The sequence below is a fragment of the Candidatus Dechloromonas phosphoritropha genome (assembly GCA_016722705.1).
GTDB lineage: Bacteria > Pseudomonadota > Gammaproteobacteria > Burkholderiales > Rhodocyclaceae > Azonexus > Azonexus phosphoritrophus.
Genome location: JADKGN010000004.1, coordinates 2,703,219 through 2,729,913 on the forward strand (window position 1 = coordinate 2,703,219; position 26,695 = coordinate 2,729,913).

General features: G+C 61.7%; 22 protein-coding genes. 5 read left to right on the forward strand and 17 right to left on the reverse strand.

The features are described 5' to 3' along the window. Positions 1-24 precede the first annotated feature (24 nt). From urtA to IPP03_18915, 8 genes are all read right to left on the reverse strand, one after another. Complete coding sequence (gene urtA, locus IPP03_18880) at positions 25-1,287, reverse strand: urea ABC transporter substrate-binding protein (protein ID MBL0354614.1); 1,263 nt, start codon at positions 1,285-1,287, stop codon at positions 25-27. Positions 1,288-1,560: 273 nt separating this feature from the next. Continuing rightward, positions 1,561-2,481: a response regulator transcription factor gene (locus IPP03_18885; GenBank protein MBL0354615.1), complete on the reverse strand. Its 921-nt coding sequence runs from the start codon at positions 2,479-2,481 to the stop codon at positions 1,561-1,563. Between the two features lie 10 nt (positions 2,482-2,491). Continuing rightward, positions 2,492-5,893 (reverse strand): response regulator, encoded by a 3,402-nt coding sequence (locus IPP03_18890; GenBank protein ID MBL0354616.1) that lies wholly within the window; start codon positions 5,891-5,893, stop codon positions 2,492-2,494. A 257-nt stretch (positions 5,894-6,150) separates the two neighbouring features. Further along, positions 6,151-7,959 carry a DNA helicase RecQ gene (gene recQ, locus IPP03_18895; protein MBL0354617.1) on the reverse strand — a complete coding sequence of 603 codons (1,809 nt, stop codon included), beginning with the start codon at positions 7,957-7,959 and terminating at the stop codon, positions 6,151-6,153. A 25-nt stretch (positions 7,960-7,984) separates the two neighbouring features. Next, positions 7,985-8,716 (reverse strand): UDP-2,3-diacylglucosamine diphosphatase, encoded by a 732-nt coding sequence (locus IPP03_18900; GenBank protein ID MBL0354618.1) that lies wholly within the window; start codon positions 8,714-8,716, stop codon positions 7,985-7,987. Next, a complete protein-coding gene (locus IPP03_18905) occupies positions 8,713-9,204 on the reverse strand; it encodes a peptidyl-prolyl cis-trans isomerase (protein MBL0354619.1) in 492 nt (163 codons plus the stop codon). The genes IPP03_18900 and IPP03_18905 overlap by 4 nt, the downstream gene beginning before the upstream one ends. A gap of 10 nt (positions 9,205-9,214) precedes the next feature. Beyond that, entirely contained in the window at positions 9,215-9,787 is a 573-nt protein-coding gene (locus tag IPP03_18910; GenBank protein MBL0354620.1) for a peptidyl-prolyl cis-trans isomerase, read from the reverse strand. Beyond that, positions 9,784-10,479: a tetratricopeptide repeat protein gene (locus IPP03_18915; protein MBL0354621.1), complete on the reverse strand. Its 696-nt coding sequence runs from the start codon at positions 10,477-10,479 to the stop codon at positions 9,784-9,786. The genes IPP03_18910 and IPP03_18915 overlap by 4 nt, the downstream gene beginning before the upstream one ends. Before the next feature lie 106 nt (positions 10,480-10,585). Here IPP03_18915 and IPP03_18920 point away from each other — a divergent pair, with 106 nt between their 5' ends. Continuing rightward, positions 10,586-11,959 (forward strand): cysteine--tRNA ligase, encoded by a 1,374-nt coding sequence (locus IPP03_18920; protein MBL0354622.1) that lies wholly within the window; start codon positions 10,586-10,588, stop codon positions 11,957-11,959. Positions 11,960-12,013: 54 nt separating this feature from the next. Here the strand turns inward: IPP03_18920 and IPP03_18925 are convergent, their stop codons facing one another. From IPP03_18925 to grpE, 4 genes are all read right to left on the reverse strand, one after another. Then, positions 12,014-13,153, reverse strand: coding sequence for an ABC transporter substrate-binding protein (locus IPP03_18925; protein MBL0354623.1), 1,140 nt, complete (start codon positions 13,151-13,153; stop codon positions 12,014-12,016). A gap of 196 nt (positions 13,154-13,349) precedes the next feature. Further along, positions 13,350-14,480 (reverse strand): molecular chaperone DnaJ, encoded by a 1,131-nt coding sequence (dnaJ, locus tag IPP03_18930; GenBank protein ID MBL0354624.1) that lies wholly within the window; start codon positions 14,478-14,480, stop codon positions 13,350-13,352. An 84-nt stretch (positions 14,481-14,564) separates the two neighbouring features. Then, on the reverse strand, positions 14,565-16,508 hold the full coding sequence (gene dnaK / locus IPP03_18935) for a molecular chaperone DnaK (protein ID MBL0354625.1): 1,944 nt from the start codon (positions 16,506-16,508) through the stop codon (positions 14,565-14,567). Between the two features lie 65 nt (positions 16,509-16,573). Beyond that, positions 16,574-17,131, reverse strand: coding sequence for a nucleotide exchange factor GrpE (gene grpE, locus IPP03_18940; protein MBL0354626.1), 558 nt, complete (start codon positions 17,129-17,131; stop codon positions 16,574-16,576). A 151-nt stretch (positions 17,132-17,282) separates the two neighbouring features. Between grpE and IPP03_18945 the strand changes: the two genes are divergently transcribed. Then, positions 17,283-18,653: a protein kinase gene (locus IPP03_18945; GenBank protein MBL0354627.1), complete on the forward strand. Its 1,371-nt coding sequence runs from the start codon at positions 17,283-17,285 to the stop codon at positions 18,651-18,653. Between the two features lie 23 nt (positions 18,654-18,676). On the opposite strand, the gene trxC is transcribed toward IPP03_18945, so the two are convergent. The 5 genes from trxC to IPP03_18970 are packed head-to-tail and all read right to left on the reverse strand — an operon-like array spanning position 18,677 to position 22,725. Next, complete coding sequence (trxC, locus tag IPP03_18950; protein MBL0354628.1) at positions 18,677-19,111, reverse strand: thioredoxin TrxC; 435 nt, start codon at positions 19,109-19,111, stop codon at positions 18,677-18,679. A 51-nt stretch (positions 19,112-19,162) separates the two neighbouring features. Beyond that, complete coding sequence (locus IPP03_18955; protein ID MBL0354629.1) at positions 19,163-20,266, reverse strand: ferrochelatase; 1,104 nt, start codon at positions 20,264-20,266, stop codon at positions 19,163-19,165. Beyond that, entirely contained in the window at positions 20,266-21,294 is a 1,029-nt protein-coding gene (hrcA, locus tag IPP03_18960) for a heat-inducible transcriptional repressor HrcA (protein ID MBL0354630.1), read from the reverse strand. Before hrcA ends, IPP03_18955 begins: the two co-directional genes overlap by 1 nt. A 42-nt stretch (positions 21,295-21,336) precedes the next feature. After that, positions 21,337-22,446 (reverse strand): nickel/cobalt efflux protein RcnA, encoded by a 1,110-nt coding sequence (locus IPP03_18965; GenBank protein MBL0354631.1) that lies wholly within the window; start codon positions 22,444-22,446, stop codon positions 21,337-21,339. Positions 22,447-22,455: 9 nt separating this feature from the next. Then, positions 22,456-22,725, reverse strand: coding sequence for a metal-sensing transcriptional repressor (locus tag IPP03_18970; protein MBL0354632.1), 270 nt, complete (start codon positions 22,723-22,725; stop codon positions 22,456-22,458). Between the two features lie 125 nt (positions 22,726-22,850). On the opposite strand from IPP03_18970, the gene IPP03_18975 reads away from it, so the two are divergent. The 3 genes from IPP03_18975 (at position 22,851) to IPP03_18985 (ending at position 26,570) form a co-directional block, all read left to right on the forward strand. Continuing rightward, positions 22,851-23,762: an NAD kinase gene (locus tag IPP03_18975; protein ID MBL0354633.1), complete on the forward strand. Its 912-nt coding sequence runs from the start codon at positions 22,851-22,853 to the stop codon at positions 23,760-23,762. Further along, a complete protein-coding gene (recN, locus tag IPP03_18980) occupies positions 23,762-25,462 on the forward strand; it encodes a DNA repair protein RecN (protein ID MBL0354634.1) in 1,701 nt (566 codons plus the stop codon). The genes IPP03_18975 and recN overlap by 1 nt, the downstream gene beginning before the upstream one ends. Before the next feature lie 94 nt (positions 25,463-25,556). Then, positions 25,557-26,570: an AI-2E family transporter gene (locus tag IPP03_18985; GenBank protein ID MBL0354635.1), complete on the forward strand. Its 1,014-nt coding sequence runs from the start codon at positions 25,557-25,559 to the stop codon at positions 26,568-26,570. Positions 26,571-26,695 lie beyond the last annotated feature (125 nt).

Below are 26,695 nucleotides of genomic sequence, written 5' to 3' on the forward strand. Positions count from 1 at the left end.
TGTGCGACTGACAGATTGCCCGGATTACTTGCCTACCGGTGCGTCCTTCTTGTTCTCGTTGCCGGCGATGAACGGGCTCCACGGTTGGGCGCGGATCAGGCCCTTGGACTTCCAGACCACGTTGAACTGGCCATCGCCCTTGATTTCGCCGATGAAGACCGGCTTCCACAGGTGATGGTTGGTGTCGTCCATCTTGAGGGTGTAGCCGGACGGCGCGGGGAAGGTCTGGCCGGCGACGGCGGGGATGACCTTGTCGACATCGGTCGACTTGGCCTTCTCGACCGCCTCCTTCCACATGTGGATGCCGACGTAGGTGGCTTCCATCGGGTCGTTGGTGACGACGGTGTCGGCGTTCGGCAGCTTCTGACGCTTGGCCCAGTCCTTGTACATCTTGACGAACTTCTCGTTCTGCGGGTTCTTCAGCGACATGAAGTAGTTCCAGGACGCCAGGTGGCCGACCAGCGGCTTGGTATCGACGCCGCGCAGTTCTTCCTCGCCGACCGAGAAGGCGACGACCGGCACATCGGTGGCCTTCAGGCCGGCATTGCCGAGTTCCTTGTAGAACGGCACGTTGGAGTCGCCATTGATGGTCGAGACGACGGCGGTCTTCTTGCCTTCGGAAGCGAACTTCTTGATCTTGGCGATGATGGTCTGGTAATCGGAGTGACCGAACGGGGTGTACTCTTCCATGATGTCGGCATCGGCGATGCCCTTGGACTTCAGGAAGGCGCGCAGGATCTTGTTGGTGGTGCGCGGATACACGTAGTCGGTGCCGAGCAGGACGAAGCGCTTGGCTTCGCCGCCGTCCTTGGACATCAGGTATTCGACGGCCGGGATGGCTTGCTGGTTGGGCGCGGCACCGGTGTAGAAGACGTTGCGTTCGAGTTCCTCGCCTTCATACTGGACCGGGTAGAAGAGCAGGCCGTTGAGTTCCTTGAAAACCGGCAGCACGGACTTGCGGGAGACCGAGGTCCAGCAGCCGAAGACGACGGCAACCTTGTCCTTGGCCAGCAACTGGCGGGCCTTTTCGGCGAACAGCGGCCAGTTGGAGGCGGGGTCGACGACGACCGGCTCGAGCTTCTTGCCGAGCACACCGCCCGACTTGTTGATTTCCTCGATGGTCATCAGCGCCGTTTCCTTGAGCGCCGTTTCGGAAATGGCCATGGTGCCGGACAGCGAGTGTAGGATGCCGACCTTGATGGTGTCGGCGGCGTTGGCGGCCATGCCGATGGAAGACAGCGCAGCGGCCAGGACGGTGGCCTTGATGAAGTTGCGACGATTGCTCATGGAAGCTCCTTGGACGTTGGATGATCCGGTTGAAACTGCGTTGTTGCAGTGCCGCGCCAGATTACCGACGGAGCTGTCATGGCGAAATACGTTAGATTGCGTAGGGATGCGTAGTTGCCGCACGGCCGCAGGATATGTTGCACACGGCCCGGCTGGAGCGTCGAACCCGACCGCAATCGCCTATGTGGCTACGCCCCGATCATGACTAACGAATATGGCGGTTTTTGCTGATTGTGGTGGTCGACCGGAAAAGCCTGCGAAGGCCTGACATCGTCAGGCGCCGCGCATCTTTCCCAGCGCCATGTTGGCTGCCGATGTGCGCGTTTCGACGCCGAGCTTCTCGAAAACATGCTCCAGATGCTTGTTGACCGTGCGTGGACTGTTGCCGAGGATATCGCCGATATCGTTGCTGGTTTTGCCCTGCACCACCCAGTAAAGCACTTCGGCCTCGCGCTGGGTGAGGCGGAAAGCGGCGATCAGCGATTCGATGGCCGACGCGTCGTATTCTTCGCGCAGCACGACCAGCCATTCATCGTCGCCGGTCTGGTCGTGAAAGGACGCGAGCAGGCGGCGGCTGCCTTCGGCCTGCAGCAGACTCCCCGGCTCGCGGGCCTCGCACCGCGCGCGGTGGGCCGCGGCAATCCAGTTCAGCAGTTCTTCAGGGGCGACGGTTTCCGGGTTGCCGAAATAGGTGTTGAGCAGGCCTCGGGCCAGCGGCGTCTGCCAGACGATGCGGCTGTCGGCGGAACGCACGGCGACGGTGGCCTGGCCGAAGGCGTCGAGCGCCGTGCGCGCCTGCTTCATCTGCCGGGCATTCTGCATGTGCGCGGCAATGCGGGCCAGCACTTCGGCCGGGCGGATCGGCTTGGTCACATAGTCGGCGCCGCCGGCGGCGAAGGCGGCGACGACGTGTTCGGTTTCGGTCAGCCCGGTCATGAAGACAATGGGGATGTGCTGGGTAGCGAAATCGGCCTTCAGGCGGCGGGCCACTTCGAAACCGTCCATACCCGGCATCAACGCGTCAAGCAGGATGACGTCGGGCCGGCTCTGGCGGGCGCGTAGCAGTGCCGATTCACCGTTGGTGGCGACCAGGACGGTGTGGCCTGCGTCGTCGAGGGCATCATGAAGCAGGGAAAGGTTTTCCGGAATGTCGTCGACGATCAGGACAATGTCGGAAATTCCCGTGCCTCGCATATTGTTGTGGTCAACCGGCGGATTCATGCATTTTTCTCAGAAGTTCCGACATCGCATCAAACTGGAATTGTCGCGCCAAATCGCGCAGGACTCGGACAAATTCGCCATGCTGCGGGTCGAGCCGTTCGATTTCCGCCAGCTTGTTCAGGATGCCGCGCAGGTAGCCGAGGCCGATCAACTCGTTGAGCGCAGCCAGATGCGCTCTGTCCGGCGCAACGAGTGGCGGTGCTGGCGCAGAAGTCGGGGCTGGCTCGGGTGTGACGGCGATCACCCATTCGAGGTTCAGCTTGTGACCTACCCAGGTCAGCAATTCGTGCACCTGCAAAGGCTTGACGATGAAGTCTTCGGCCGCGACCCCGGCATCGTTTTCCAGCCCCTTGTCGAAAGCATTGGCCGACAGGATGGCGATATGGGCGTCGGTCAGTTGCCCACGGCGGATGCGCCGGATGGTTTCCCAGCCGTCGATGCCGGGCATGCCGAGGTCCATGAAGATCAAGTGTGGCGCGAAATGCGGAATGGCCTCCAGGCATTCCTCGCCGCTGGCCACCTGTTCGACAATGAAGCCGAGCGGATCGAGGACGCTTTGCAGCATGTCGCGATCCACTTTCTGGTTATCGACGACCAGAATGCGTTGGCGGACGCCCACGTAGCCGACCCGATTGAGGCGCGGCAGTTCGCTTGCCGCCTGCGCCGAGTGCACTTGCGGCAGGAACAGCCGGATGCGAAAGCGCGTGCCTTCGCCGGGGGTGCTGGAGACCTGCATTTCGCCGCCCATCAGGTTGGTCAGCATGCGGGCGATGGTCAGCCCGACGCCACTGCCGCTGGCCTGGGCGTTGCTGCCGCGTTCGAACGGCTCGAAGATGCGCTCCAAGTCGGCATCCGGGATGCCGGGGCCACTGTCGCTGATATCGAATACCGCCATCTCGCGCCGGTATTCGATCTTGAACATAACGCGGCCGCGCACCGTGAACTTGACCGCGTTGCCGAGCACGTTGATTAGGATCTGGCGCAAGCGCCGCTCGTCGGCGCGCACCATGGCTGGCAGTTCGCCGCTCGTCTGGTAGAAAAATGACAGACCCTTGTTGCGCGCCTGCAATTCGAACATGCCGACGATCTGTTGCATGAAACCGGGAAAATCGAGCGCCTTGACTTCCAGCGTCAGCTTGCCACCCTCGATGCGGGCGATGTCCAGCGTGCCCTCGATGACCGACAACAGGTGGTCGCCAGATTTGCGAATGACGCTGACGGCCTGCTTGCGGTGGGGCGGAACGCTCTCGTCGGCGTCGAGAATCTGCGCGTAGCCGAGGATGCTGTTCAACGGAGTCCGCAATTCGTGGCTGATCGCCGTGATGTAGCGGCTTTTGGCCTGGTTGGCCAGATCGGCCGCACGCTTGGCTTTCTGCAGCGCTTCGTCGGTACGTTGGTGCGATTCGATTTCCTGAATCAATAATTGCGTTTGGCGGTTTGACTCTTCCTGCGCGACTTCGCGGCTTTTCTGGGTCAGCACCATCCACCACGCCCCGACGCCGGATAGCAGCAGCAAGGCGGCAAACGCCTTGATGAAACTGTCCTGCAGCGCACTGATGAGCACCACCTGGTGCGTTTCGAGGGCGAGCAGCTCGTGGGTGTAAAGCACCCCGAGAACGAGGGCCAGCACCGGGACGATGCCGGCCATCAACAACAGATAGTGCCCGAGGCCGCTGTCGAGATAAGGGCGGGCAGCAGTCGGCAACAAGCGATGCAACACCCCGTTCCATTGCGCCGTCAGATTGGCGTCGGGCTTGCACAGGTCGTGGCAACGGGCGTCGAGCGTGCAGCACAGCGAACAGATCGAACCTTGATAGGCGGGACAAAAGGCCATGTCTTCGCCTTCGTAGTCACGCTCGCAAATCGAGCATTTTCCGGCGTTGACCGCAACATTCCCGGGCGCAGTCATCGCCTGCGGCCAGACCAGATAGTAGCGCCCCCCTGTGGCCCAGGCGATCAGCGGCGAGATGATAAAGGCGCTGCCCAACGCGACAAAGGAGGCGAAGGGCTGAACCTGTGGCCCGAGCAGTCCGACGAAGGCGGCAATCGATAGCAGCGAGGCAATCGTCATCGCGCCGACGCCGACCGGGTTGATGTCGTACAGGTTGCTGCGCTTGAACTCGATGCCCGGAGGCGACAGACCGAGCGGCTTGTTGATGACGAGGTCGGCGACCACTGCCGCCATCCACGAAATGGCGATGTTGGAATAAAGGCCGAGCACCTGGCCCAGCGCCTGAAAGACGTTCAACTCCATCAGCAGCAGCGCGATCAGCGTATTGAAAACCACCCAGACGACACGCCCCGGATGACTGTGGGTCAGCCTGGCAAAGAAGTTGGACCAGGCCAGCGAGCCGGCGTAGGCGTTGGTGACGTTGATCTTGAGCTGCGAGACGATGACGAAGATGGCCGTCGCGGCGATTGCCAGCGTGGTGTTGTCGAAGACATGCGAGAAACCGATCAGGTACATCTGGTTGGGATCGACCGCCTTGTCCACCGGCACCGCATTGCGCAGCGCCAGCCAGGCCAGCAGGGCACCGCCCAGCATCTTCAGAATTCCCGGCACGACCCAGCCCGGTCCGCCGACGACGACACCGAACCACCAGCGGCGGGTGTTGGCCGGCGTCTTTTCGGGCATGAAGCGCAGGTAATCGACCTGCTCACCCATCTGGGTGACCAACGCAATGCCGACGGTCAGCGCGGCACCGAACAATTGGGGATCGAAACCGGCTCCCTGACCGTTCGCGCCGGCATACTGCCACAGCCCGCCGAGCGCTTCGGGCTCCTCGATGAGAACGAAGGCGTAGGGCAGGATGAGCATGACAATCCAGATGGGCTGCGTCCATGCCTGCAAGCGGCTGATCGCCGTGACCCCGTGAGTGACCAGCGGGATGACGACCAGCGCACAGATCAGGTAGCCCCAGTTTGGTGGTATGCCAAAAGCGAGTTCCAGCGCGTAGGCCATGATCGCCGCTTCCAGCGCAAAGAAGATAAAGGTGAATGAGGCGTAGATCAGCGAGGTGATGGTCGAACCGATGTAGCCGAAGCCGGCGCCGCGCGTCAGCAGATCCATGTCGAGACCCTGGCGGGCGGCGGTCACGCTGATCGGCAAGCCGATCAGGAAAATGATCAGGCCGGTCGCCAGGATGGCCCAGAAGGCGTTGATGAAGCCGGCGTTGACCAGCATGGTGGCGCCGACCGCCTCTAGGACCAGGAAAGATGCCGCGCCAAAGGCAGTGTTGGCAACGCGCATTTCGGACCAATTGCGAAAACTGCGCGGCGTGAAGCGCAGGGCGTAATCCTCAAGGGTTTCGTTGGCCACCCACGTGTTGTAGTCGCGCCGGACCTTGATGATGCGCTGTACGGGTGAGTGGTTTGAGATTCCCATGGCGCGATCTTGGCCAAAAGCATGCTGCAACGCAACACATGATGGGCTGGCATGCGCAGTTGTGTTTCCAAACGACCGGTTTCTTGGCTGTTACGGTCGGATTTTGGCGTATGCAGGAACGACAACTATGGCCCACGATAAGCCAGTGAGTGATCATCATGAAGGTCTGCTGTCCTTCGTAACCTGCCTAACAGAACCTGACGACCCGAAGGGCTGGATTGGGTCGTTGTGAGACACCCAGAACTGCGCGGTGATTATCAACCGGCCTTGCGGATCAGCGCCAGCAATTCCTCGCCGTAGTGCTCGATCTTGGCGCTGCCCATACCGGTCACGGTGGCCAGCAAACTGCGGTTGACCGGCCTGACTTCGGCCAGCTCGCGCAGGGTCTTGTCGTGCAGGATTACGTAAGCCGGCACACCCTGTTCGCGGGCGGTATCGCTGCGCCAGGCGCGCAATTGCTGGAACAGGCTTTCATCGGCTGCTGACAGGTCGCTGAAGACCTGGCGGGCTTTCGGTAGCGCTGTTTTGCGCCGAGCGGCCCGCCGCAATTGCACTGTGCGCTGACCCTTGAGCACTTCGCGGGCGGTTTCGGTCAGTTGCAGCGCGCCGTATTCGGCCATGTCGACGTGGATCAGGCCGGCCGCCGCCAACTGGCGGAAGACGCTTTTCCAGACGTGATCGTCGAGATCGCTGCCGACGCCAAAGGTTGGCAACTGGTCGTGATGCCACTGCCTGACCTTGTCGCTCGCCTTGCCGCGCAGGATATCGGTCAGGTGCGAGACGCCAAAGCGCATGCCGGTACGGAAGATGGCTGACAGGGCCTTTTGTGCCGCCTGCGTGCCATCCCATAGTTCCGGCGGTTCGCTACAAACGTCGCAGTTGCCGCAGGGTTGGCGTTCTTCACCGAAGTAATTGAGCAGCACCTGCCGGCGGCAGCGCGGTGCTTCACAATACGAGAGTAGCGCGGTCAACCGCTGTTTTTCGAGGATTTTTTGTCCTTCGCCCGCGCCCGATTCGGCAATGCGCTGATGCTGCAAGGCCACGTCCTGCATGCCGTAGGCCATCCAGGCATCGGATGGCTCACCGTCACGGCCGGCGCGGCCGGTTTCCTGGTAATAGGCCTCGATGCTTTTCGGCAGATCGAGGTGGGCGACAAAACGCACGTCCGGCTTGTCGATGCCCATGCCGAAGGCGATGGTGGCACACATGATCAGCCCGTCCTCGCGCAGGAAGCGACGCTGATTGGCGGCGCGTTCCAGCGCCGGCAGGCCGGCGTGGTAGGGCAGCGCAGGATAGCTTTCGGCCGACAGCCAAGCGGCGGTTTCCTCGACTTTCTTGCGCGACAGGCAATAGACGATGCCGGCCTGGCCCTGGCGTCCGGTCAGGAAGCCGAGTAGCTGCTTCCTGGCATTGTCCTTTTCGACAATGGTATAGCGGATGTTCGGGCGGTCGAAACTGGACAGAAAAACGCGCGCTTCGCCCAGACCGAGCCGGGCGAGGATTTCCTTGCGTGTCGCTTGGTCGGCGGTGGCGGTCAGCGCAATGCGCGGCACGCGCGGGTAACGCTCGTGCAGGGCCGACAGTTGCAGGTATTCCGGCCGGAAATCGTGGCCCCATTGTGATACGCAATGCGCCTCGTCGATGGCGAACAGGGCCAGCTTGCCGGCTTCGTCCAGCGCGTCGAGCAGTGCCAGTGTACGCTCGAGCAGCAGACGCTCGGGGGCGATGTAAACGAGGTCGAGTGCGCCGGAAAACATGGCCTGTTCGACCGCCTGCGCCTGGCGCCAGTCGAGCGTCGAGTTGAGGACGGCGGCCTTGACGCCAAGCTGGGTCAGGGCATCGACCTGATCCTGCATCAATGCAATCAGCGGCGAGACGACGACGGCACAGCCGGGACGGAGCAGGGCGGGAATCTGATAGCACAGGCTCTTGCCGCCGCCGGTCGGCATCAGAACCAGGGCGTCGCCGTCGTTGGCGACATGCTCGATGATCTCGGCCTGGGCGCCGCGGAAGGCGGGATAACCGAAGATGTCGCGCAAAAGGCCGAGGGCGCGGCTTTCGGCCATCGTTACGGTCGACACGGAATTTTGCTCAATTTTCAGCGACGATGGTTTCGCGCTTCAGTGCCTCGCCATCCCAGACCAGGCATTCGCCGCGGTCCTCGTGCCAGTCGGCCAGCACCCAGCGTTCGACATGGATGCCGTCGACGATATGGTCGTGCTTTGCCGGCTGGTGCGTATGGCCGTGGATGAAGGTGACGTAGCCGTGGTCGCGCAGAAAATCGTCGGTGGCGGCGGCTTGCAGATCAGTATAGGGGCTGTCCTTGTCGCGCTGGCTGGATTCGCTGACCTCGCGCATGTGGGCGGCAATAACGCGTCGCTCGCCCAGCGGCTTGGTCAGCAACGCTGCCTGCCAGGCCGGGTTGCGAACCTGGGCGCGGAAGGCCATGTAGGTGGCGTCGTCGAGACAGAGTGCGTCACCATGCGAAAGGATGAACTGCCATTCAGCAGTCGTCAGCAGATGCGGATCGCCGAGCAGCCTGGCGCCGGTCGCGGTGGCGAAGCCATCGCCAAGCAGAAAATCGCGATTGCCGTGCATGACGCTGATCCGCAGCCCGGCATCGCTGGCGGCATGCAGCGCGGCGATGACCTGGGCGTTGAACGGATCGCCACTGTCGTCATCGCCGATCCAGGCTTCGAAGAGATCGCCGAGAATATAGAGTTCCTCGGCCTGGCGGGCGCGGCCAGCAAGAAACTGAAGGAACAAACGCGTCGCCCCGGGCGACCGGGGCGACAGGTGCAGATCGGAAATGAAGAAGATCAAACCACTTCAGCCTTCTCGATGATCACGTCGTCGACCGGCACGTCCTGATGGCCGCCTTTGTTGCCGGTGCGCACGGCGCGGATCTTGTCGACAACGTCCAGGCCTTCGCTGACCTCGCCGAAAACGCAGTAGCCCCAGCCTTGGCCGGACGGCGACTTGAAGTCGAGGAAGTCGTTATCGACGGTATTGATGAAGAACTGGGCGGTGGCTGAGTGCGGGTCACCGGTGCGCGCCATGGCGATGCTGCCGCGCTTATTTTTGAGACCGTTGGCCGCCTCATTTTCGATCGATGCCGAGCACGGCTTCTGCTTCATGCCCGGTTCGAAGCCGCCGCACTGGATCATGAAGTTCTTGATCACGCGGTGGAAAACCGTGTTGTCGTAATGTCCGGCCTCGACATAGGCGAGGAAGTTGGCGACCGTCTTCGGCGCCTTTTCGGCGTTCAGGTCGAGCATGATGACGCCGTGGTTCGTGGTGAGTTTGATCACTTGTGAGTCCTTATTTGTCGGAGATGATTTTTACCTTCTGGATGACGACCGGCGTGGTCGGCACGTTCTGGTGCGGGCCGGCATTGCCGGTCTGCACCCTGGCGATCTTGTCGACGACTTCCATGCCCTGGGTGACCTTGCCGAACACGGCATAGCCGAAGCCGCGCGGATCGGCTGCCGTCTTGTGGTTGAGGAAATCGTTGTCCTTCAGATTGATGAAGAACTGGACGCGGGCCGAATGCGGATCCTGGGTGCGCGCCATGGCGATCGTCCCACGTTCGTTCTTCAGGCCATTGGTTGCCTCGTTCTGCAGCGCCGGAGTGAGCGTCTTTTTTTCTTCCATCGCCGGACTGAAGCCCCCGCCCTGGATCATGAAGCCGTCGATCGCGCGGTGGAAGATGGTGCCGTCGTAGAAGCCGCGCCTCGCGTTGTCGAGGAATGCTTCAACGGTCTTTGGGGCCTTCTCGGCGTTGAGTTCGATGGTGATCGTGCCTAGGGAGGTGGTCATTTCGACGGTGGGCGCGGCCCACGCGGCCAGTGATATGAGCAGGCCGGCGGCCAGTGTGGAGAGTTGTTTGATCATGGTAGCTTCCTGGTCGGTGGTTTGCGGTTGGCGGCCTTGCTGCTGGCCTTGCTGCTGGCCTTGCTGCTGGCCTTGTCGCCGGCCTTGTCGCCGGCCTTGTCGCCGGCCTTGTCGCCGGCCGTGCAATCCGCCGGCTTGGCCGGGGACTTGGCCGCTGGAGTAAGCAGTTCGCGCGACAGGGCCAGCTTGGTCTTTGCCGCCTTGCTCGCTCCGTCGAGTTGGGTGGCCTTGCCATAGGCCTGGTTAGCGAGCCTGGCGTAGAGGTCGCCAAGGTTTTCATAGGCGGTCGCATACGAGGGATGCACCTGAATTGCCATCTCGAGCGCCATCCGCGCCTTCTCGTACTGCTTCTGGCGGGCGTAGAGCACCGCCAGATTGTTGTAGGACTCGGGAAACTCGGGGTAATCCTCGGTCAGCTTGGTGAACACCACGATGGCTTCGTCGGTCTTGTCCGTCTCACTGTAGATCACACCCTTGAGAAAACTGGCCTGCGCGTCATTGGGCGAGGTGGCCAGATACAGATCGATTTCCGCCAGCGCTTGCGGATACTGGCCCTGCCTGATCAGGCGCTGGACATCCGACAGCGTGTCGGCGAGCAGCGGCGTTCCGCAACTGACGATCAGCGCGAGGATGGCGGCCCGTAGCGCTCGAAAGGCACCGGGGCGAGGCTGTGGCAGGGAGGCTGAGGTCATCGCTATGCTATACTCGGCGCAGGTCTACAATCGTTCGATTCTACCAAGAACACCAACCATTCCCAAGCTTCGCGAATGGCTGACGACGTCGCGAATTCCCCCGCCCATGCTCAAAATCCACAACTCCCTGAAACGGGAAAAGCAGGTCTTCACGCCCATCGAACCGGGCAAGGTGCGCATGTATGTGTGCGGAATGACCGTCTATGACTATTGCCACATCGGGCACGCCCGGGTCATGGTCGTCTTCGACATGGTCTATCGCTGGCTCAAGGCTTCCGGCTACGAAGTCAATTACGTGCGCAACATCACCGACATCGACGACAAGATCATCCGCCGCGCCATAGACAACGGCGAATCGCTGCAGCAACTGACCAATCGTTACATCGCCTTCATGCACGAGGATGCCGATGCGCTCGGCGTGTTGCGCCCGGACCATGAGCCGCGTGCGACTGACTTCGTGCCGGAAATGCTTGACCTGATCGCTCTTCTCGAAGCCCGCGGCCTGGCCTACAAGGCCAGCGATGGCGACGTCAATTACGCGGTGCGCAAGTTTGTCGGTTACGGCAAGCTGTCCGGCAAGTCGCTCGACGACCTGCGCGCCGGCGAGCGCGTCGAGGTCGATTCGGCCAAGGACGATCCGCTCGATTTCGTGCTCTGGAAGCATGCCAAGCCGGGCGAACCGGCGTGGGAATCGCCGTGGGGCGAGGGGCGGCCGGGCTGGCATATCGAGTGTTCGGCGATGAGTTCGAAGCTGCTCGGCAATCATTTTGACATCCACGGTGGCGGCCAGGATCTGCAGTTCCCGCACCACGAAAACGAGATCGCCCAGTCCGAGGGCGCGCACCAGTGCACCTTCGTCAATTACTGGATGCACAACGGCTTCGTCAGGGTCGACAACGAAAAGATGTCAAAATCGCTCGGCAACTTCTTCACCATCCGCGAAGTGCTGCAACGTTACGATGCCGAGGTGGTGCGCTTTTTCATCCTGCGCGCCCACTATCGCAGCCCGCTGAACTACTCGGACAGCCATCTCGACGATGCCAAGCGCAGCCTCGACAGCCTCTACTTTGCCTTGCGCGACGTCCCGCCTGCGGCCGTCACCATCGACTGGAACAATGGGTTCGCTGCCCGTTTCGCTGCCGCGTTGAACGAGGATTTCGATTCGCCCGGCGCCATTGCCGTACTCTTTGAACTGGCCGGTGAAGCCAATCGGCAGCACAGCGCCGAACTCTCGGGGTTGTTGAAGGCACTGGCCGGCGTCATCGGACTGCTCGAACGCGAACCGACCGCCTACCTGCGCGGCGGCGGCACCGCCGCCGGCGGGCTTGACGAGGCGGCCATCGAGGACATGATCGCGCGGCGCGCGGCAGCCAAGAAGGCGCGTAATTTTGCCGAAGCCGATCGTTTGCGCGACGAACTCAAGGCGGCCAGCATCGCCCTCGACGACAGCCCGCAGGGAACGACCTGGCGCCGTGCCTGAAAACGAAAACGGCCTGTGAAAACAGGCTGTTTTTCCGGGTCGACCGCGCCAGTCTTACCTGAGAATCTTGCCGCCCGGTCCGATGACGGTCATTTCGACGAAGCGCGAACCCTGCCTGTTGCTGGGGCTGAACGTGACGCGGAAGCCGCCCAGGTCCATGTTTGTGCTCTCGAGAGCCTCCATGTATTTCTCGCGGGTCGGATCCTTGCCGGCCCTGCGCAACGCGTCGACCGTGATGCGGGCCATGATATAAGCCTCGATCCCGTAGTACGAAGAACTGGCCTTGTTGCCGATCAGCTTCTGATAGTCGCGAACCACCGGGACGATGTCGTTCCATGGGTAGGGCATGACCTGCGAAATCCCGATGCCGCGCGCGTCGGCGCCGAGTTCCTTGACGAGTTGCTCGGTGCCGACCGGTGACAGGGTCATGTACATCGGCCTCTGCCCGGCAGCCTTCATGGCCTTGACGAAGGCTGCCGTAGGCTTGTAGAGCGTCACCATGATCACCGTCTGCGGCTTGGTCTTGGCGATGGTATCCACGGCGCTGGCAACCTCGGTCGAGTTGCGCTCGACCGTGGCGACTGCCGACGGGGCAAGGTTGTGCTTTTTCAGCGCCGCCGTCACGCCATCCAGGCCCGATTTGCCGAAACCGTCGTTCTGGTAGAAGACGGCGATATTCTTGAGGCCAAAGGACACGATCTGGTTGACGATGGCTTCGGTTTCGTCGGCATAGCTCGCCCGGACGTTGAACATGTAACGGCTGCTCGGGTTCTGCGAAATCGGCTCGCGCAGCGAACCTGCCCCGGATATGGTTCCCACCAGCGGCACCCTGGCCGGGCCGAAGACCTTGTTCATTGCTTCGGTCGTCGGGCTCGAGCCGTAGAAAGCCAGCAACGAGAAGACTTTTTTGTCGTCGATCAGAGCTTTGGTATTGGCCACCGTGCGGTCGGTCTCGTAGCCATCGTCGAGTGCGACGAGCGCGAGCTTACGGCCGTTGACGCCGCCGCCTTTGTTCACCTGATCGAAATAATGCTCGATTACCTCGCGCATTTCGGTGCCGTAGGCGCCGTTCGGACCCGAGAAGGGGGACGACATGCCCAGCGTGATCCTGTTTTCCGTGACGCCCGACTCGGCTGCGCTGAGCGAAGAAAAGGCAATCGCGGCAACGGTAAGCAATTGCTTGACAAAATGCATTGTTGGTTCCCCTGTGTGAGTCGACAGATTCTAACAGCCGAAACACGGCAGGGGGAACACCCGGTGCAGGCTGCTTGGCCAGCATCATGGCATAAATGCATCAGTCTTCGAAGAATTTCTTCACCTTGCAGTTCCGGATCGTGCTTCGCCCCTTAACTTGCTGTGCGAGTTAGCCTTCACTGCAAGGTGAAGCAGGTCAGTCCTCGAAGAATTCCTTGACCTTGTCCATCCACGATTTGGCGCGTGGGTTGTGCTTGGCGCCACTGTCGCGGCTCGATTCCTCGAGTTCACGCAGCAGTTCCTTCTGGCGGTCGGTCAGGTTGACCGGCGTTTCGACGACCACATGGCACATCAGATCGCCGTGGGTGTGGCTGCGCACCCCCTTGATACCCTTGCCGCGCAGGCGGAAGACGCGTCCCGACTGTGTTTCGCCGGGAATCTTGATGCTGGCGGCGCCATCCAGGGTCGGAATCTCGATTTCGCCACCGAGGGCAGCGCTCGTAAACGAAATCGGCATCTCGCAATGCAGGTCGTTATGGTCGCGGGTGAACACCGGATGCTGCTTGAGGTGGATCTGCACGTAGAGGTCGCCCGGCGGGCCGCCATTGACCCCGTGTTCGCCTTCGCCGGCGAGCCGGATACGATCACCCTCGTCGACCCCGGAGGGAATCTTGACCGATAGTGTCTTGTGCTGCTTGGTGCGTCCGGCACCACCACAGGTCTTGCACGGTTCGGCGATGAAGCGGCCGGTGCCGTGGCACTTCGGGCAGGTCTGCTGAATCGAGAAAAATCCCTGCTGCAGACGCACCTGGCCGGAACCGTTGCAGGTCGGGCAGGTTTTCGGCTGTGTGCCCGCCTTGGCCCCGCTGCCGTTACATGGCTCGCAGGCTTCCATGGTCGGAATGCGGATCTTGGTTTCAGTGCCGTGTGCCGCCTGTTCGAGCGAGATTTCGAGGTTGTAGCGCAGGTCGGCGCCACGGTACACGTTTGAACGTCCACCTCCACCACCACCGCGACCGCCGAAAATTTCATCGAAAATGCCACCGAAGGCATCGGAAAATCCGCCACCGCCGCCGAAACCGCCACCCATGCCGGCCTGCGGATCGACACCAGCGTGGCCGAACTGATCATAAGCTGCCCGCTTCTGGCTGTCGGACAGGATTTCGTAGGCTTCCTTGGCTTCCTTGAATTTTTCTTCCGACCCCTGGCTGTCCGGGTTGCGGTCGGGGTGGTGTTTCATGGCCAGTTTGCGGTAGGCCTTCTTGATCTCGTCGTCGGAAGCGTCGCGGTTGACGCCGAGAATCTCGTAAAAATCACGTTTTGACATACTTTTGTACCCATCAATTGACAAAGGCGCCGAGCGCCGGCGGAGGGTTTCCGCGGGCTCGACGCCGGGCTGTGGGGCCGGAAGTTACTTCTTGTCCTTGTTCACCTCGGTGAATTCGGCATCGACGACGTCGCCTTCAACGGTTTTTTCGCCGCCGGCCTGTTGCTGGCCGGCGCCGGCTGCACCGGCAGCGGCGCCTTCGGCCTGCTGCTGCGCGTACATCTTTTCACCCATTTTCTGGGCGGCTGTGGACAACGCTTCGGTCTTGGCGACGATGGTGTCCTTGTCGCCGTCACGCAGTACGCCCTCGAGGTCCTTGATCGCCTTCTCGATGGCTTCCTTTTCAGCAGCATCAAGCTTGTCACCGTACTCGGCCAGGGACTTCCTGACCATGTGCACCATGCCGTCAGCCGAGTTGCGGGCATCGGCCAGCTCATGCACTTTCTTGTCGTCTTCGGCGTGCAGTTCGGCGTCCTTGACCATGGCCTGGATTTCGGCTTCAGAGAGGCCGGAGTTGGCTTTGATGGTGATCTTGTTTTCCTTGCCGGTGGCCTTGTCCTTGGCGGTGACGTGCATGATGCCATTGGCGTCGATGTCGAAGGTGACTTCGATCTGCGGCGCGCCGCGCGGTGCCGGAGGGATGCCCTCGAGGTTGAACTGGCCCAGGCTCTTGTTGCCGGAAGCCACTTCGCGCTCGCCCTGCAGTACGTGGATGGTCACCGCACCCTGGTTGTCGTCGGCGGTCGAGAAGGTCTGCGAGGCCTTGGTCGGGATCGTCGTGTTCTTCTGGATCAGCTTGGTCATGATGCCGCCCAGGGTTTCGATGCCGAGTGACAGCGGTGTCACGTCAAGCAGCAGCACGTCCTTGACTTCACCCTGCAGCACGCCACCCTGGATGGCAGCGCCGACGGCAACGGCTTCGTCCGGATTGACGTCCTTGCGTGGCTCCTTGCCAAAGATCGCCTTGACCTTCTCCTGTACCTTGGGCATGCGCGACTGGCCGCCGACCAGGATGATGTCGTCGATGTCGCCGACCTTGCAGCCGGCATCCTTGAGCGCGGTCATACACGGCGCGGTGGTGCGCTCGACCAGTTCATCAACCAGCGACTCAAACTTGGCACGGGTGATCTTGATCGCCAGGTGTTTCGGGCCCGAGGCGTCGGCAGTGATGTAGGGCAGGTTGATTTCGGTCTGCTGGCCGGAGGAGAGCTCGATCTTGGCCTTTTCGGCCGCTTCCTTGAGGCGCTGCAACGCGAGCACGTCGGCCTTCAGGTTGACGCCGGCCTCCTTCTTGAATTCGTCGATGATGTAGTCGATCAGGCGCTGATCGAAGTCTTCGCCGCCGAGGAAGGTGTCACCGTTGGTGGCCAGCACTTCGAACTGCGTTTCGCCATCGACATTGGCGATTTCGATGATGGAAATATCAAACGTGCCACCGCCGAGGTCATAGACGGCAATCTTGCGGTCCTTCTTGCTGGTCTTGTCCATGCCGAAGGCGAGGGCGGCCGCGGTCGGCTCGTTGATGATGCGCTTGACTTCGAGGCCGGCGATGCGGCCGGCGTCCTTGGTGGCCTGGCGCTGGCTGTCGTTGAAGTAGGCCGGCACGGTGATGACCGCTTCGGTGACTTCTTCGCCGAGGTAGTCTTCGGCGGTCTTCTTCATCTTGCGCAGCACTTCTGCCGAGACCTGCGGCGGGGCGATTTTCTTGTCGCGTACGGAAACCCAGGCGTCGCCGTTGTCGGCCTTGACGATCTTGAAGGGCATCAGGGCGATGTCCTTCTGCACTTCCTTCTCTTCGAAGCGGCGGCCGATCAGGCGCTTGATGGCGTACAGCGTGTTCTTCGGGTTGGTGACGGCCTGGCGCTTGGCCGGGGCGCCTGACAGGATTTCGCCGTCTTCGGCATAGCCGATGACGGATGGCGTGGTACGCGCGCCTTCTGAGTTCTCGATAACCTTCGGCGTGCCGCCTTCCATGATGGCGACGCAACTGTTGGTGGTGCCGAGGTCAATGCCAATGATCTTGCTCATGTTCTGTTCCTTTGCTAAATGCGAATGACTGTGATATTCGGGATTTGGGGGCAGTGCCCCGGATTTCAAGACTTGGGTTTGGCAACCATAACCAGCGCGGGGCGCAGCACGCGCTCGGCGATCAGATAACCCTTCTGCAGTACGGTGACCACGGTATTGGGCTCCTGATCGGAGTCGACCATGCAAATGGCCTGGTGCACGTACGGGTCGAACTTCTCGCCTACGGGGTTGACCTCGGTCAGCGCATTCTTCTCGAAGGCGGAGATGAGTTGCTTCAGGGTCAATTCCACCCCTGCCTTGAAGCTCTCGGCAGTCTGCTCCGGTACCGCCAGAGCAGCTTCGAGGCTGTCCTTGACGGCCAGCAGCTCGCCGGCAAACTTTTCCACGGCGAATTTGTGCGCCTTGGAAATGTCTTCCCGGGCGCGGCGTCGGATATTCTCCCCTTCCGCCTTGGCGCGCAGCCACGCGTCGTAATGCTCGGCTGCCAGCAATTCCAGCTGGCGGATTTGTTCCTCGATGCCGGGCAGAGTGTCGGTATGCTTGCCCGTTGCCGGTGCTAAAGTCTCCTCGCTGGCGGGTTCGCTGCCTAGCAGCAGTTCCTGGGTATTCTCGGGGGTGGTCATGCGCGATTCTCCAAAAAAATCTGCTAACTCATATGGGGGTGCTTGTCCGGGTTTCAAGAGCCAAGCCGCGTTTATTGGCTGCGGGGAAGCGGTGACCTGAAGGCCGGCCGCATGCTACGATGACGCCCCTGAATCGACTTTCCACAGGCGCATGGAACAGATAGGCAAGTATCGGGTCATCCGGGAAATCGGCAAAGGGGCGACGGCTATCGTGTACCTGTGCGTGAGTCCCGATTCGAACCGCCCGGTTGCCGTCAAGGTCATCCGTTTCGGCAAGGACTGCGCGGCCATGTCGCGCCGCTTGCGCAAGCTGTTCGGGAACGAGCAAATGGTTTCCCGGCGTCTCAAGCATCCCAACATCGCTAAGGTCTACGAAGGAGTTGTCAAGGATGAGTTCGCCTTTCTGGCGATGGAGTACGTCGAGGGTTTCACGCTGGAGACGCACACCCGGATCGACAAGTTGCTGCCGTTGCACAGGGTCATCGGGATCATCTTCAAGTGCTGCATGGCGCTTGACAGCGCTTACCGCCAGGGAATCATCCATCGCGATATCAAGCCGGCCAACATCCTGGTGGCTGCCAACGACGAGCCGAAGCTGGTCGACTTCGGACTGGCGCTCAATCTGAACAAGAACGTGGACCGCGACTCGACCTTCATCATGGGCGTGGGGTCGCCATCCTATATGTCGCCGGAGCAGATCAAGGGTTATGCGCTGAACCAGAAGACCGACCTTTACTCGCTCGGTGTGGTCATGTTTCAGATGCTGACCGGGCGTCTGCCGTTCCGCGCCAAAAACCAGGCGACACTGATCTATCGCATCATCAATACCGACGCGCCGGACGTGACCTCGCTGAATCCGAGCCTTCCCGAGGGTCTCAACGCCATTCTGCGCAAGGCGTTGGAAAAGGATCTTTACAGCCGCTACCGGAACGGCGCCGAATTCGCCAAGGATCTGGCGGCGGTCCGCTACCAGATCCTCGAGGACGACGAGACCGTCCAGGACACCCGGCACTTCGAAGTACTCAGAAAGCTCGACTTCTTCATCGACTTCGAGAACGTCGAACTCTGGGAGATATTGCGGATATCCGTCTGGCGCGAGATTGCTCCCCGTGTAATGATCATTCGCGAAGGCGAGGCCAGCCGGATTTTCGGCGTCCTGATCGAGGGTTATGTGGAGATCTCGATCGCCGGCCGCGCGCTGTGCCGTCTGGGAAAAGGCGAAGTGATCGGCGAGGTGGCGTATCTGCATCCGACCAGCGACGATCGCTCCGCAAGCGTGGTTACCCTCGAGAACTCGCTCTTTCTCGAAATCAATGCCGCCGCGCTGGCGCTGGCCTCCGAGGAATTGCAGGAGCGCATGCGAACCGCGCTGCTGGGACGGATGATCGACCGCATGCGCACGGTCAATGGCATCGCGGCGGCTGTCGGCGCGCCTGCGGTCGAGAGCACCAGGAGTCTGATGGCGGGTTCCACGCGGTCGGGCCCCGGTTCGGGGATCGATCTCGAGTTGTCGCCGAAGTAATTCCTCCGCACGAAAAAACGAATTTAGATTTGCGCGCGAACCCAGCGCTTCAGCGTTGCACCGTCGACCGCACCGCTCTGACGAGCGACTTCGCGGCCGCCCTTGAAAATGGCCAGGGTCGGAATGCTGCGAATGTTGAAGCGGGCGGCCAGTTGCTGCTGGTCTTCGGTATCGACCTTGGCCAGGCGGACGGCCGGTTCCAGTTCGCCGGCCGCACTGGCAAAAGCCGGCGCCATCGAACGGCACGGGCCGCACCACGGCGCCCAGAAATCGACGACGACCGGTAAGTCGCTGCGCCCGATGTGGCGATCGAAATTGGCGGCGGTCAGGTCGAGCGGCGCGCCGGCGAACAGGGGCTTGCGGCACTGGCCGCAATTTGGATTCTCGGCGAGCCGCTCCGCCGGCAGGCGGTTGACGGCATCGCAATGCGGGCAGACGACGTGCATGGATTCACTCATGGCGTTTCCTTCGTATCAGAAAACTCTGATATCAGGTCGACTTTGCCGGTTTCAAGAGGCTGCGCCGTGCGTTTTGGCCAGCCGGACCGAAGCGGCCAGCGCTTCAGGATCGGATTGTTCTTTCGACGGCCAGCCGGAAAGGTGGCGCTCGACCAAAGAGGTCAGCGCCGCCAGCCAGCCGTGGTCCTCATTGAGCGCCGGGATGTAGTGGAATTCCTTGCCGCCGCTAGTCAGGAAGGATTCCTTGCCTTCCATGGCGATTTCCTCCAGCGTTTCCAGGCAGTCGGCAACGAAGCCGGGACAGATCACATCGACGCGCTGCGTGCCGGCCTTGCCTAGTGCTTCGAGGGTCGGCGCAGTATAGGGCTGCAGCCATTCCGCCTTGCCGAAGCGCGACTGGAAGCAAATCTTGTACTGCTCGGCATCGAGGTTGAGGCGTTCGGCCAGCAGGCGGCCGGTCTTCATGCATTCGCAGTAATACGGGTCGCCGAGGTCGAGATTGCGCCGCGGTAGACCATGAAAACTGATGATCAACTGGTTGCCGGCCGACAGCCGGCCGTGTTTCTGCCAGTGATCGAGCACCGTCTGGGCGAGTGCCGCGATGTAGGCCGGGTCGTCGTGGAAATTGCGGACGAAACGCATCTCGGGCTGGTTGCGCTGGGTCAGCAACCAGCGGCAGGCATCGTCAACGACGGTCGCGGTAGTGGTCGCCGAGTATTGCGGGTACATCGGCAGAACCAGGATGCGGGTATTGCCGGCCGCCTTGAGGCGATCGAGAACGTCGGGAATTGCCGGCGCCCCATAACGCATTGCCGGGGCAACGGTGACCTGCAGGCCGCGTTCGCCAAGATAGCCGGCGAGGTACTTGGCCTGGCGCTCGGTGTGCACCTTCAGGGGCGAGCCTTCGGCTAGCCACACCAAAACGTATTTCGCGGCGGATTTTTTCGGGCGGGTGTTGAGGATGATGCCGTTCAGGATCAGCCACCAGATCGCACGCGGAATTTCGACGACGCGCGAGTCGCCGAGAAACTGGCGCAGGTAGCGTTTGAGGGCGGGGGCAGTCGGCGCTTCCGGCGTGCCCAGGTTGACGAGGAGCACCGCGGTGCCGGGTGGGGTGCCGTGTTTGTGCGGCGGTTCGGGCTTGATTTTGGACATCAGTAATTATTCTGGTTGGAGAGGGCGCTCGACAGCAGCTTGGCGGTGATGTCGACGATCGGGATGACGCGCTCGTAGGCCATGCGCGTCGGGCCGATGACGCCGACCGAGCCGACGACCTGGCCATCGACGGCGTAGGGCGCGGCGATGACGCTGCATTCGTCAAGCGGGGCGATACCCGATTCGCCACCGATGTAGATCTGGACCCCGGCGGCGCGATTGGAGACATCGAGCAGGCGCATCAGGCTGGAGCGCTGCTCGAAGAGGTCGAACAGTTCACGCAGGCGTTTCATGTTCGACGACAGCTCCTCGACATCGAGCAGGTTGTGTTCGCCAGAGATCACGCAAGGCGCCGAGTTGTCTGAAAGTGCTTCGTCGCCGGCAGCGAGCGCCAGTTCCATCAGTGGCCTCATGTCATCGCGCAGTTGCAGGATTTCCGCGGAGAGGCGGTGGCGGATCTGTTCGAAATCGAGGCCGGCGAAATTCTGGTTCAGGTAGTTGGCGGCGTTGACCAGTTCCGCAGCCGAATGTGCCCTTTCGGTCACCAGTATCCGGTTCTGGACGTCGCCGTCGGTGGTGACGATGATGAGCAGGATGCGCTTCTCGGTCAGGTTGAGAAATTCGACCTGCCGGATGCGACCTGGCGAGCGCCGCGGCGCCATGACGACCCCGGCGAAGTGGGTGAGGTTGGAGAGCAGTTGCGAGGCGCTGGAAATGACCCTATTTGCCGGTTGACCGTGGAGGGCCTCCTCCATCGCACCCAACTGGCGTACTTCAAGTGGCCGCACGGTCAGCAGGTTGTCGACGAACAGCCGATAGCCGCGCGGCGTCGGAACGCGCCCAGCCGATGTATGTGGGCTGGCGACAAAACCTGCCTCTTCGAGGTCGGCCATGACGTTGCGGATCGTTGCCGGTGACAGGTCAAGCCCGGAGAACTTGGAGAGCGCGCGCGAACCGACCGGCTGGCCGTCGGCAATGTAGTGTTCGACCAGGGCCTTGAGAAGGGTGCGGGAGCGGTCATCGAGCATGACAGGGCATTGTACAAAGAACCGTTGCTTTCCGGAGGGGTATTACACCAAGGCGTGTATCCCTTGATAACCAACATACAAGCCGACCAAAAGAATCAGCGTACCAGAGAAGTACGGAGCTTTTCGCGCAAACTCCCCGAAGCCGCTCCAGCGTGTGGACACGTGTTTCACGCTCAGGGCTGCGAGCGCGCCTGACGCAACCATCGTCAGCGCCAAGCCGATGCTGAAACACAAGACCAGGGTGGCACCGAGTGCGAATTCTTTCAGTTGCAGGCACAGCAACAGCACGGTGATCGAGGCGGGGCAGGGAATCAGCCCGCCGGTCAGCCCGAACATGATGATCTGGCCGGTCGTCACCTCCCGATTGGCGAAGCGGCGACGAATGTCGTTGGCGTGCGCCAGTTCATGCGGGTCTTGATAGCCCGGTGCCAACACGTCCAGTCCCTCGTAGTCCTTGATGGCATGGTGATGGTGGTTGTGCTCGACGTACTCCACATCATAGTCATGGCTGTGGAACTCATGGCCCAAACGAAGGCGGGCGACGAATTCGTGCGACTCCGGAATCTCCTGCTCGGACTCAACAAAGCCATCGCGTTGCACGAAGGTGAAGGTCTGGCGACTACCGTCAGCCCGTTCCGTCTCGACCCTCACTTGGTCGGCTGTCCAGAAGTGCCCGTGCTGGCTCTCGCGCGACAGCCGGAAACGCGGCGGTACGCCCTCCTCGAATACTGCCAGCCGCACCACACCGTGGCCTGTGTCAATGAGTTTGGTCTCGTCATGACCATGGTCGTGATCATGATCTTGCGCCGCCTGCCCCTGCCGCCATGTCCGCCACATCATCCATAGCGCAACGCCAACGATGAGCACGGCGGACGCCACCTGGAAATAGGATTCAGTCACCTCGGTATCCCAGTTACGCCCGAAATACAAGCCGGCCATCGCCACCGCCCAGACCACGGCGGTGTGCGAAATCGTTGCCGACAACCCAAGCAGGACGGCCTGGGTCACCGTGCCGCGAATGGCGACGATGAAAGCGGCCATCATCGTCTTGGAATGGCCGGGTTCGAGACCGTCCAGCGCACCGAGCAGGATGGCGCTCGGGACGAACAGCCAGGCATTGCCCTGCTGCAGCAGGGCGGAAAACTCAGTCATGGGGTTTCCTTACAGGTATTTGGTGATGGCCTTGAACTCGCGGATGGTGTCGTCCGCGTTTTGGGTGCCTGCGCGCACGGCATTTTCAAGGCAATGGTCGATGTGGTCATGAACCAAGGTTTTCTTGGCGTTGATGATGGCGTTCTCGACTGCTTTAAGCTGCTGCGCAATTTCAAGGCAGCCGCGCCCCTCTTCCAGCATGCTGACGATACCTTTGAGATGACCTTCGGCTCGTTTGAGCCGCTTGATGATTTCCGGGTGTGAGATGTGTGTAGTCATGGTCGCATATCCTATCCAGGGGGATAGTATATCGTTGAGCAGCTTTGCTCACAATGAGCATCGCTAGTCGGCCCCATAAATCCCGCGTCGGTGCGACAGAGCATTTTTGTGCAAGAATTCGCGCCATGAACTCCAGCTTCGCCTCCTACCGCTCACCGCGGACCATTGCGCTGGTCGGCAAGTACCATAGTCGCGAAATCGCCGAGTCCCTGCGCCAGCTTGCGGAATACCTGCACGAGCGGGGGATTTCCGTTTTCATCGAGCGCGAGACGGCCGAGAACGTCGGTCGCCAGGTCGACCTTTCGCGCTGGGTCACCTGCGGTTTCAACGACATTGGCGCGCATGCCGATCTCGCCATCGTCATCGGCGGCGACGGCACGATGCTCGACGCGGCGCGCCGTCTGGCGCGCTATCGGGTGCCGCTGGTCGGGGTCAATCAGGGCCGCCTCGGCTTCATGACCGACATCGCGCGCAGCGACATGCTGACTTGCATGGATCATCTGCTCGACGGACGTTTCAGCACCGAGAACCGGATGCTGCTCGATGCCGATGTGTTCCGCGACGGCAAGGAAATCGCTGCCAACCTGGCGCTCAACGACGTCGTCGTGGACAAGGGGGCGATCGGCCGGATGATCGAGTTCGAGCTGTCGATAGACGGCGAATTCATCTACAACCAACGTTCGGACGGCCTGATCGTGGCGACGCCGACCGGGTCGACCGCCTACTCGCTGTCGGCCGGCGGGCCGATCCTGCACCCGACGCTGACCGGCATCGCGCTGGTGCCGCTGTGCCCGCATGCGCTGACCAACCGGCCGATCATGGTCAATGATCAGGTCAACATCGAAGTTCGCATCATCCAGGCCGATGACTCGCGCGTTCACTTCGACGGCCAGGTGACGCATGACCTGCAGCCGGGGGACAGTGTCCGCCTGAAGCGCTCCGAATACACCATCTGTTTCCTGCATCCTCCCGGTTACAGTTACTTTGCAATGCTCCGCCAGAAACTGCACTGGAGCGAGCGCCCCGAGGGCACCTGATGCTGCGCCATCTTGCGATTCGCGACTTCGTCATCGTCGATCGGCTGGAACTCGAATTTTCGCGCGGTTTTGGCGCGTTGACCGGGGAAACCGGAGCCGGCAAGTCGATCCTGATCGACGCGCTGGCGCTGGCGCTCGGCGGCCGCGCCGATGCCGGTGTCGTTCGCGCCGGTTGCGACAAGGCAGAGTTCGCGGCCACTTTCGAGATCGGCTGTCTGCCGCAGGTAGCGGCATGGCTTGCGGCCAACGACCTCGATGGCGATGACGAACTGCTGCTGCGCCGCGTGCTCGATGCCGGCGGCCGCTCGCGCGGCTACATCAACGGCTCGCCAGCGACCGCCCAGCAGTTGCGCGAGGTGGGCGAATTTCTGGTCGACATCCACGGGCAGCATGCCCACCAGTCGCTCCTGCGTGCCGATGCGCAACGGGCGCTGCTCGATACGCATGCCGGGCTCTCCGGTCTGGCGCAGCAGGTTGCGGCGGCTTATCGAATATGGCGTGAAGCCGAGCAGACACTGAATTTGGCCGCGACCGGCGCCGCGACGCTGGAACGCGAGCGCGAGCAGCTTGAATGGCAGGTTCGCGAACTGGCGGCGCTGGCGTTCACCGCGGACGAATGGATGGGCCTCGAAAGCGAGCACAGGCGCCTGGGTCATGCAGCGGGTTTGATCGACGGCGCCCAGTTTGCGCTAGTGGCGCTGGCCGATGGCGAAATTGCCTGCTCGGGCACGCTCGATCGCGTGGCGACGCGGCTCGATTCCCTGGCGAGCTACGACCCGGCGCTGCAGGAGGTCTCTGGTCTGCTGCAATCGGCGCAGGCCGAACTGGCGGAAGCGGTGTCGACCTTGCGCCGTTATGCTGATCGGGTCGACCTCGACCCGGCACGCCTGGCGGAAGTCGAGCGGCGGCTGGAAGCGGTGCTCGCCTGTGCCCGCAAGTATCGCGTGCCGCCGGCCGAGCTTCCCGGGCTGCTGGCCGGCTGGGAGGCGCGGCTGGAGACGCTCAGCGCCGCCGCCAACCTCGAGTTGCTGGCGGTGCGGGCCGCGGCCGCGCACGACGATTTCCTGGATCTGGCCCGTGAACTTTCGACCGGGCGGCAGCGCGTTGCCGGCGAGATGGCGGCTGCGGTCAGTTCGCTGATGCAGAAGCTGGCGCTGGCGTCCGGGCGCTTCGAGGTGGAGTTGCTGCCGCTCGCCGAGGGTGCCGCCCACGGTCTGGAGCAGGTCGAATTCCGCGTCGGCGGGCTGGCCGGGCTGGAGGCGAAGCCGCTGGCCAAGGTCGCGTCGGGTGGTGAACTGTCGCGTATCAGCCTGGCCATCCAGGTCCTGACCTCGCGTTCGGCCAGCGTGCCGACACTGATCTTCGACGAGGTCGATGTCGGCATCGGCGGCGGCGTCGCCGAAATCGTCGGCCGCCTGCTGCGCGAGCTCGGCGGCGAACGCCAGGTGCTGTGCGTGACACACCTGCCGCAGGTCGCGGCGCGCGCGGAATGGCAATGGCAGGTCAGCAAGACGACGCGCGACAGCGTCACGCTCAGCGCCATTGAATCTCTGAATGACGAACGGCGCGTTCGCGAAATCGCCCGCATGCTCGGCGGGGTCGAGGTAACGGACATCACGTTGGAGCATGCGCGGGAACTGTTGCACGCAAAAGGCACCTTCTCCGGGGCGGGTTCGACTGTGCCAGACTCCGAACCATGAACCACGCCCGGCGCTATTTCCGAAAACCGGGACTGTTCCCGATTGCAAGGCTCATGTCGCCATGAACGCGCGTTTTCAAGGCACTGTGTACGGGTTGTTCTTCGCGCTGGCCATTGGCTGGGTGCTCTATATCGGAAAAGGTGTTTTCGTTCCGATCGTATTCAGCGTCCTCGTCGTCTACGTCATAGTCGGTCTTGCCCGAATGCTTGTGAGGCTCCCGCTCGTCGGGCGTTTCTTGCCTCCCCAGATCGTCCATCTCTTGTCAGCCCTGGTGATTGCCCTGATGCTTGCCGGCATTGCCTCGCTCGTGGCTGGCAGTATTGGCAATGTCTCGGCGCTGGCGCCGAAGTATGCCGCGTCACTGCTCAATGCCATCCAGGGCGTCGCCGAAAGGCTGGGTGTCGAATTGGCTCCCACCTGGACCGCTCTCCGTCAGGACGTACTTGCACAAATAAATACGCAGAGACTCATCGGATCGACCATGCTTTCGGTTTCGGCAATCGTCTCCACCCTGGTTGTCGTCCTTCTGTATGTTGTCTTCCTGCTAATTGAGCAGCGTACGTTTTCGACCAAGATAGCCAGGATTTCCAGTGATCCGCAGAACGTCCTCCAGATACAGAAGATCATCGCGCAAATCAACGCCAGGATTGGTGCGTATCTCGCGCTCAAGACCGTGGTAAGCGTCATACAAGGCCTGGTCAGTTGGGCAGTCCTGGAATTTATCGGCGTCGAATTTGCGGCGTTCTGGGCGGTATTGATCGGGATGCTGAATTATGTTCCCTACCTTGGTTCGGTCTTGGGCGTCGTTTTTCCCGTTGCGTTCGCGACGATGCAGTTTGCCGATTTTGGTATCGCGCTGGTCGTCCTGGTGTCCCTCTCGGCAACGCAGTTTGTGATCGGGTTTTTCCTCGACCCTTATCTGATGGGCAATTCGCTGAATCTGAGCCCCTTCGTCATTCTTGTGAGCCTGGCCGTGTGGTCGGCCCTGTGGGGCATCCCCGGAGCCTTCCTGGCGGTACCCATCACCGCATGCATGGTGCTCGTTTTCGCCGAGTTTTCCGGGACGCGTCCAATCGCGATACTTCTCTCGCGGAATGGTCAAATCTGAGCAATCCGGGACAAGGTCTGTCTCGTGGTTTTCCTTGCGGCGCGGTCAACTCGCGAATGCGCTTGAAAATGGCGCACTCCCGGCTGGTGGCCGGAACCCAGCCCGATTCATCTCGTATCCCTGCC

Coding starts and splice junctions, on each gene's coding strand:
- urtA (MBL0354614.1), bottom strand. CDS start 1,287: ATGAGCAATCGTCGCAACTTCATCAAGGCCACCGTCCTGGCCGCTGCG.
- IPP03_18885 (MBL0354615.1), bottom strand. CDS start 2,481: ATGCGAGGCACGGGAATTTCCGACATTGTCCTGATCGTCGACGACATT.
- IPP03_18890 (MBL0354616.1), bottom strand. CDS start 5,893: ATGGGAATCTCAAACCACTCACCCGTACAGCGCATCATCAAGGTCCGG.
- recQ (MBL0354617.1), bottom strand. CDS start 7,959: ATGGCCGAAAGCCGCGCCCTCGGCCTTTTGCGCGACATCTTCGGTTAT.
- IPP03_18910 (MBL0354620.1), bottom strand. CDS start 9,787: ATGATCAAACAACTCTCCACACTGGCCGCCGGCCTGCTCATATCACTG.
- IPP03_18915 (MBL0354621.1), bottom strand. CDS start 10,479: ATGACCTCAGCCTCCCTGCCACAGCCTCGCCCCGGTGCCTTTCGAGCG.
- IPP03_18920 (MBL0354622.1), top strand. CDS start 10,586: ATGCTCAAAATCCACAACTCCCTGAAACGGGAAAAGCAGGTCTTCACG.
- IPP03_18925 (MBL0354623.1), bottom strand. CDS start 13,153: ATGCATTTTGTCAAGCAATTGCTTACCGTTGCCGCGATTGCCTTTTCT.
- dnaJ (MBL0354624.1), bottom strand. CDS start 14,480: ATGTCAAAACGTGATTTTTACGAGATTCTCGGCGTCAACCGCGACGCT.
- dnaK (MBL0354625.1), bottom strand. CDS start 16,508: ATGAGCAAGATCATTGGCATTGACCTCGGCACCACCAACAGTTGCGTC.
- grpE (MBL0354626.1), bottom strand. CDS start 17,131: ATGACCACCCCCGAGAATACCCAGGAACTGCTGCTAGGCAGCGAACCC.
- IPP03_18945 (MBL0354627.1), top strand. CDS start 17,283: ATGGAACAGATAGGCAAGTATCGGGTCATCCGGGAAATCGGCAAAGGG.
- trxC (MBL0354628.1), bottom strand. CDS start 19,111: ATGAGTGAATCCATGCACGTCGTCTGCCCGCATTGCGATGCCGTCAAC.
- IPP03_18955 (MBL0354629.1), bottom strand. CDS start 20,266: ATGTCCAAAATCAAGCCCGAACCGCCGCACAAACACGGCACCCCACCC.
- hrcA (MBL0354630.1), bottom strand. CDS start 21,294: ATGCTCGATGACCGCTCCCGCACCCTTCTCAAGGCCCTGGTCGAACAC.
- IPP03_18965 (MBL0354631.1), bottom strand. CDS start 22,446: ATGACTGAGTTTTCCGCCCTGCTGCAGCAGGGCAATGCCTGGCTGTTC.
- IPP03_18970 (MBL0354632.1), bottom strand. CDS start 22,725: ATGACTACACACATCTCACACCCGGAAATCATCAAGCGGCTCAAACGA.
- IPP03_18975 (MBL0354633.1), top strand. CDS start 22,851: ATGAACTCCAGCTTCGCCTCCTACCGCTCACCGCGGACCATTGCGCTG.
- recN (MBL0354634.1), top strand. CDS start 23,762: ATGCTGCGCCATCTTGCGATTCGCGACTTCGTCATCGTCGATCGGCTG.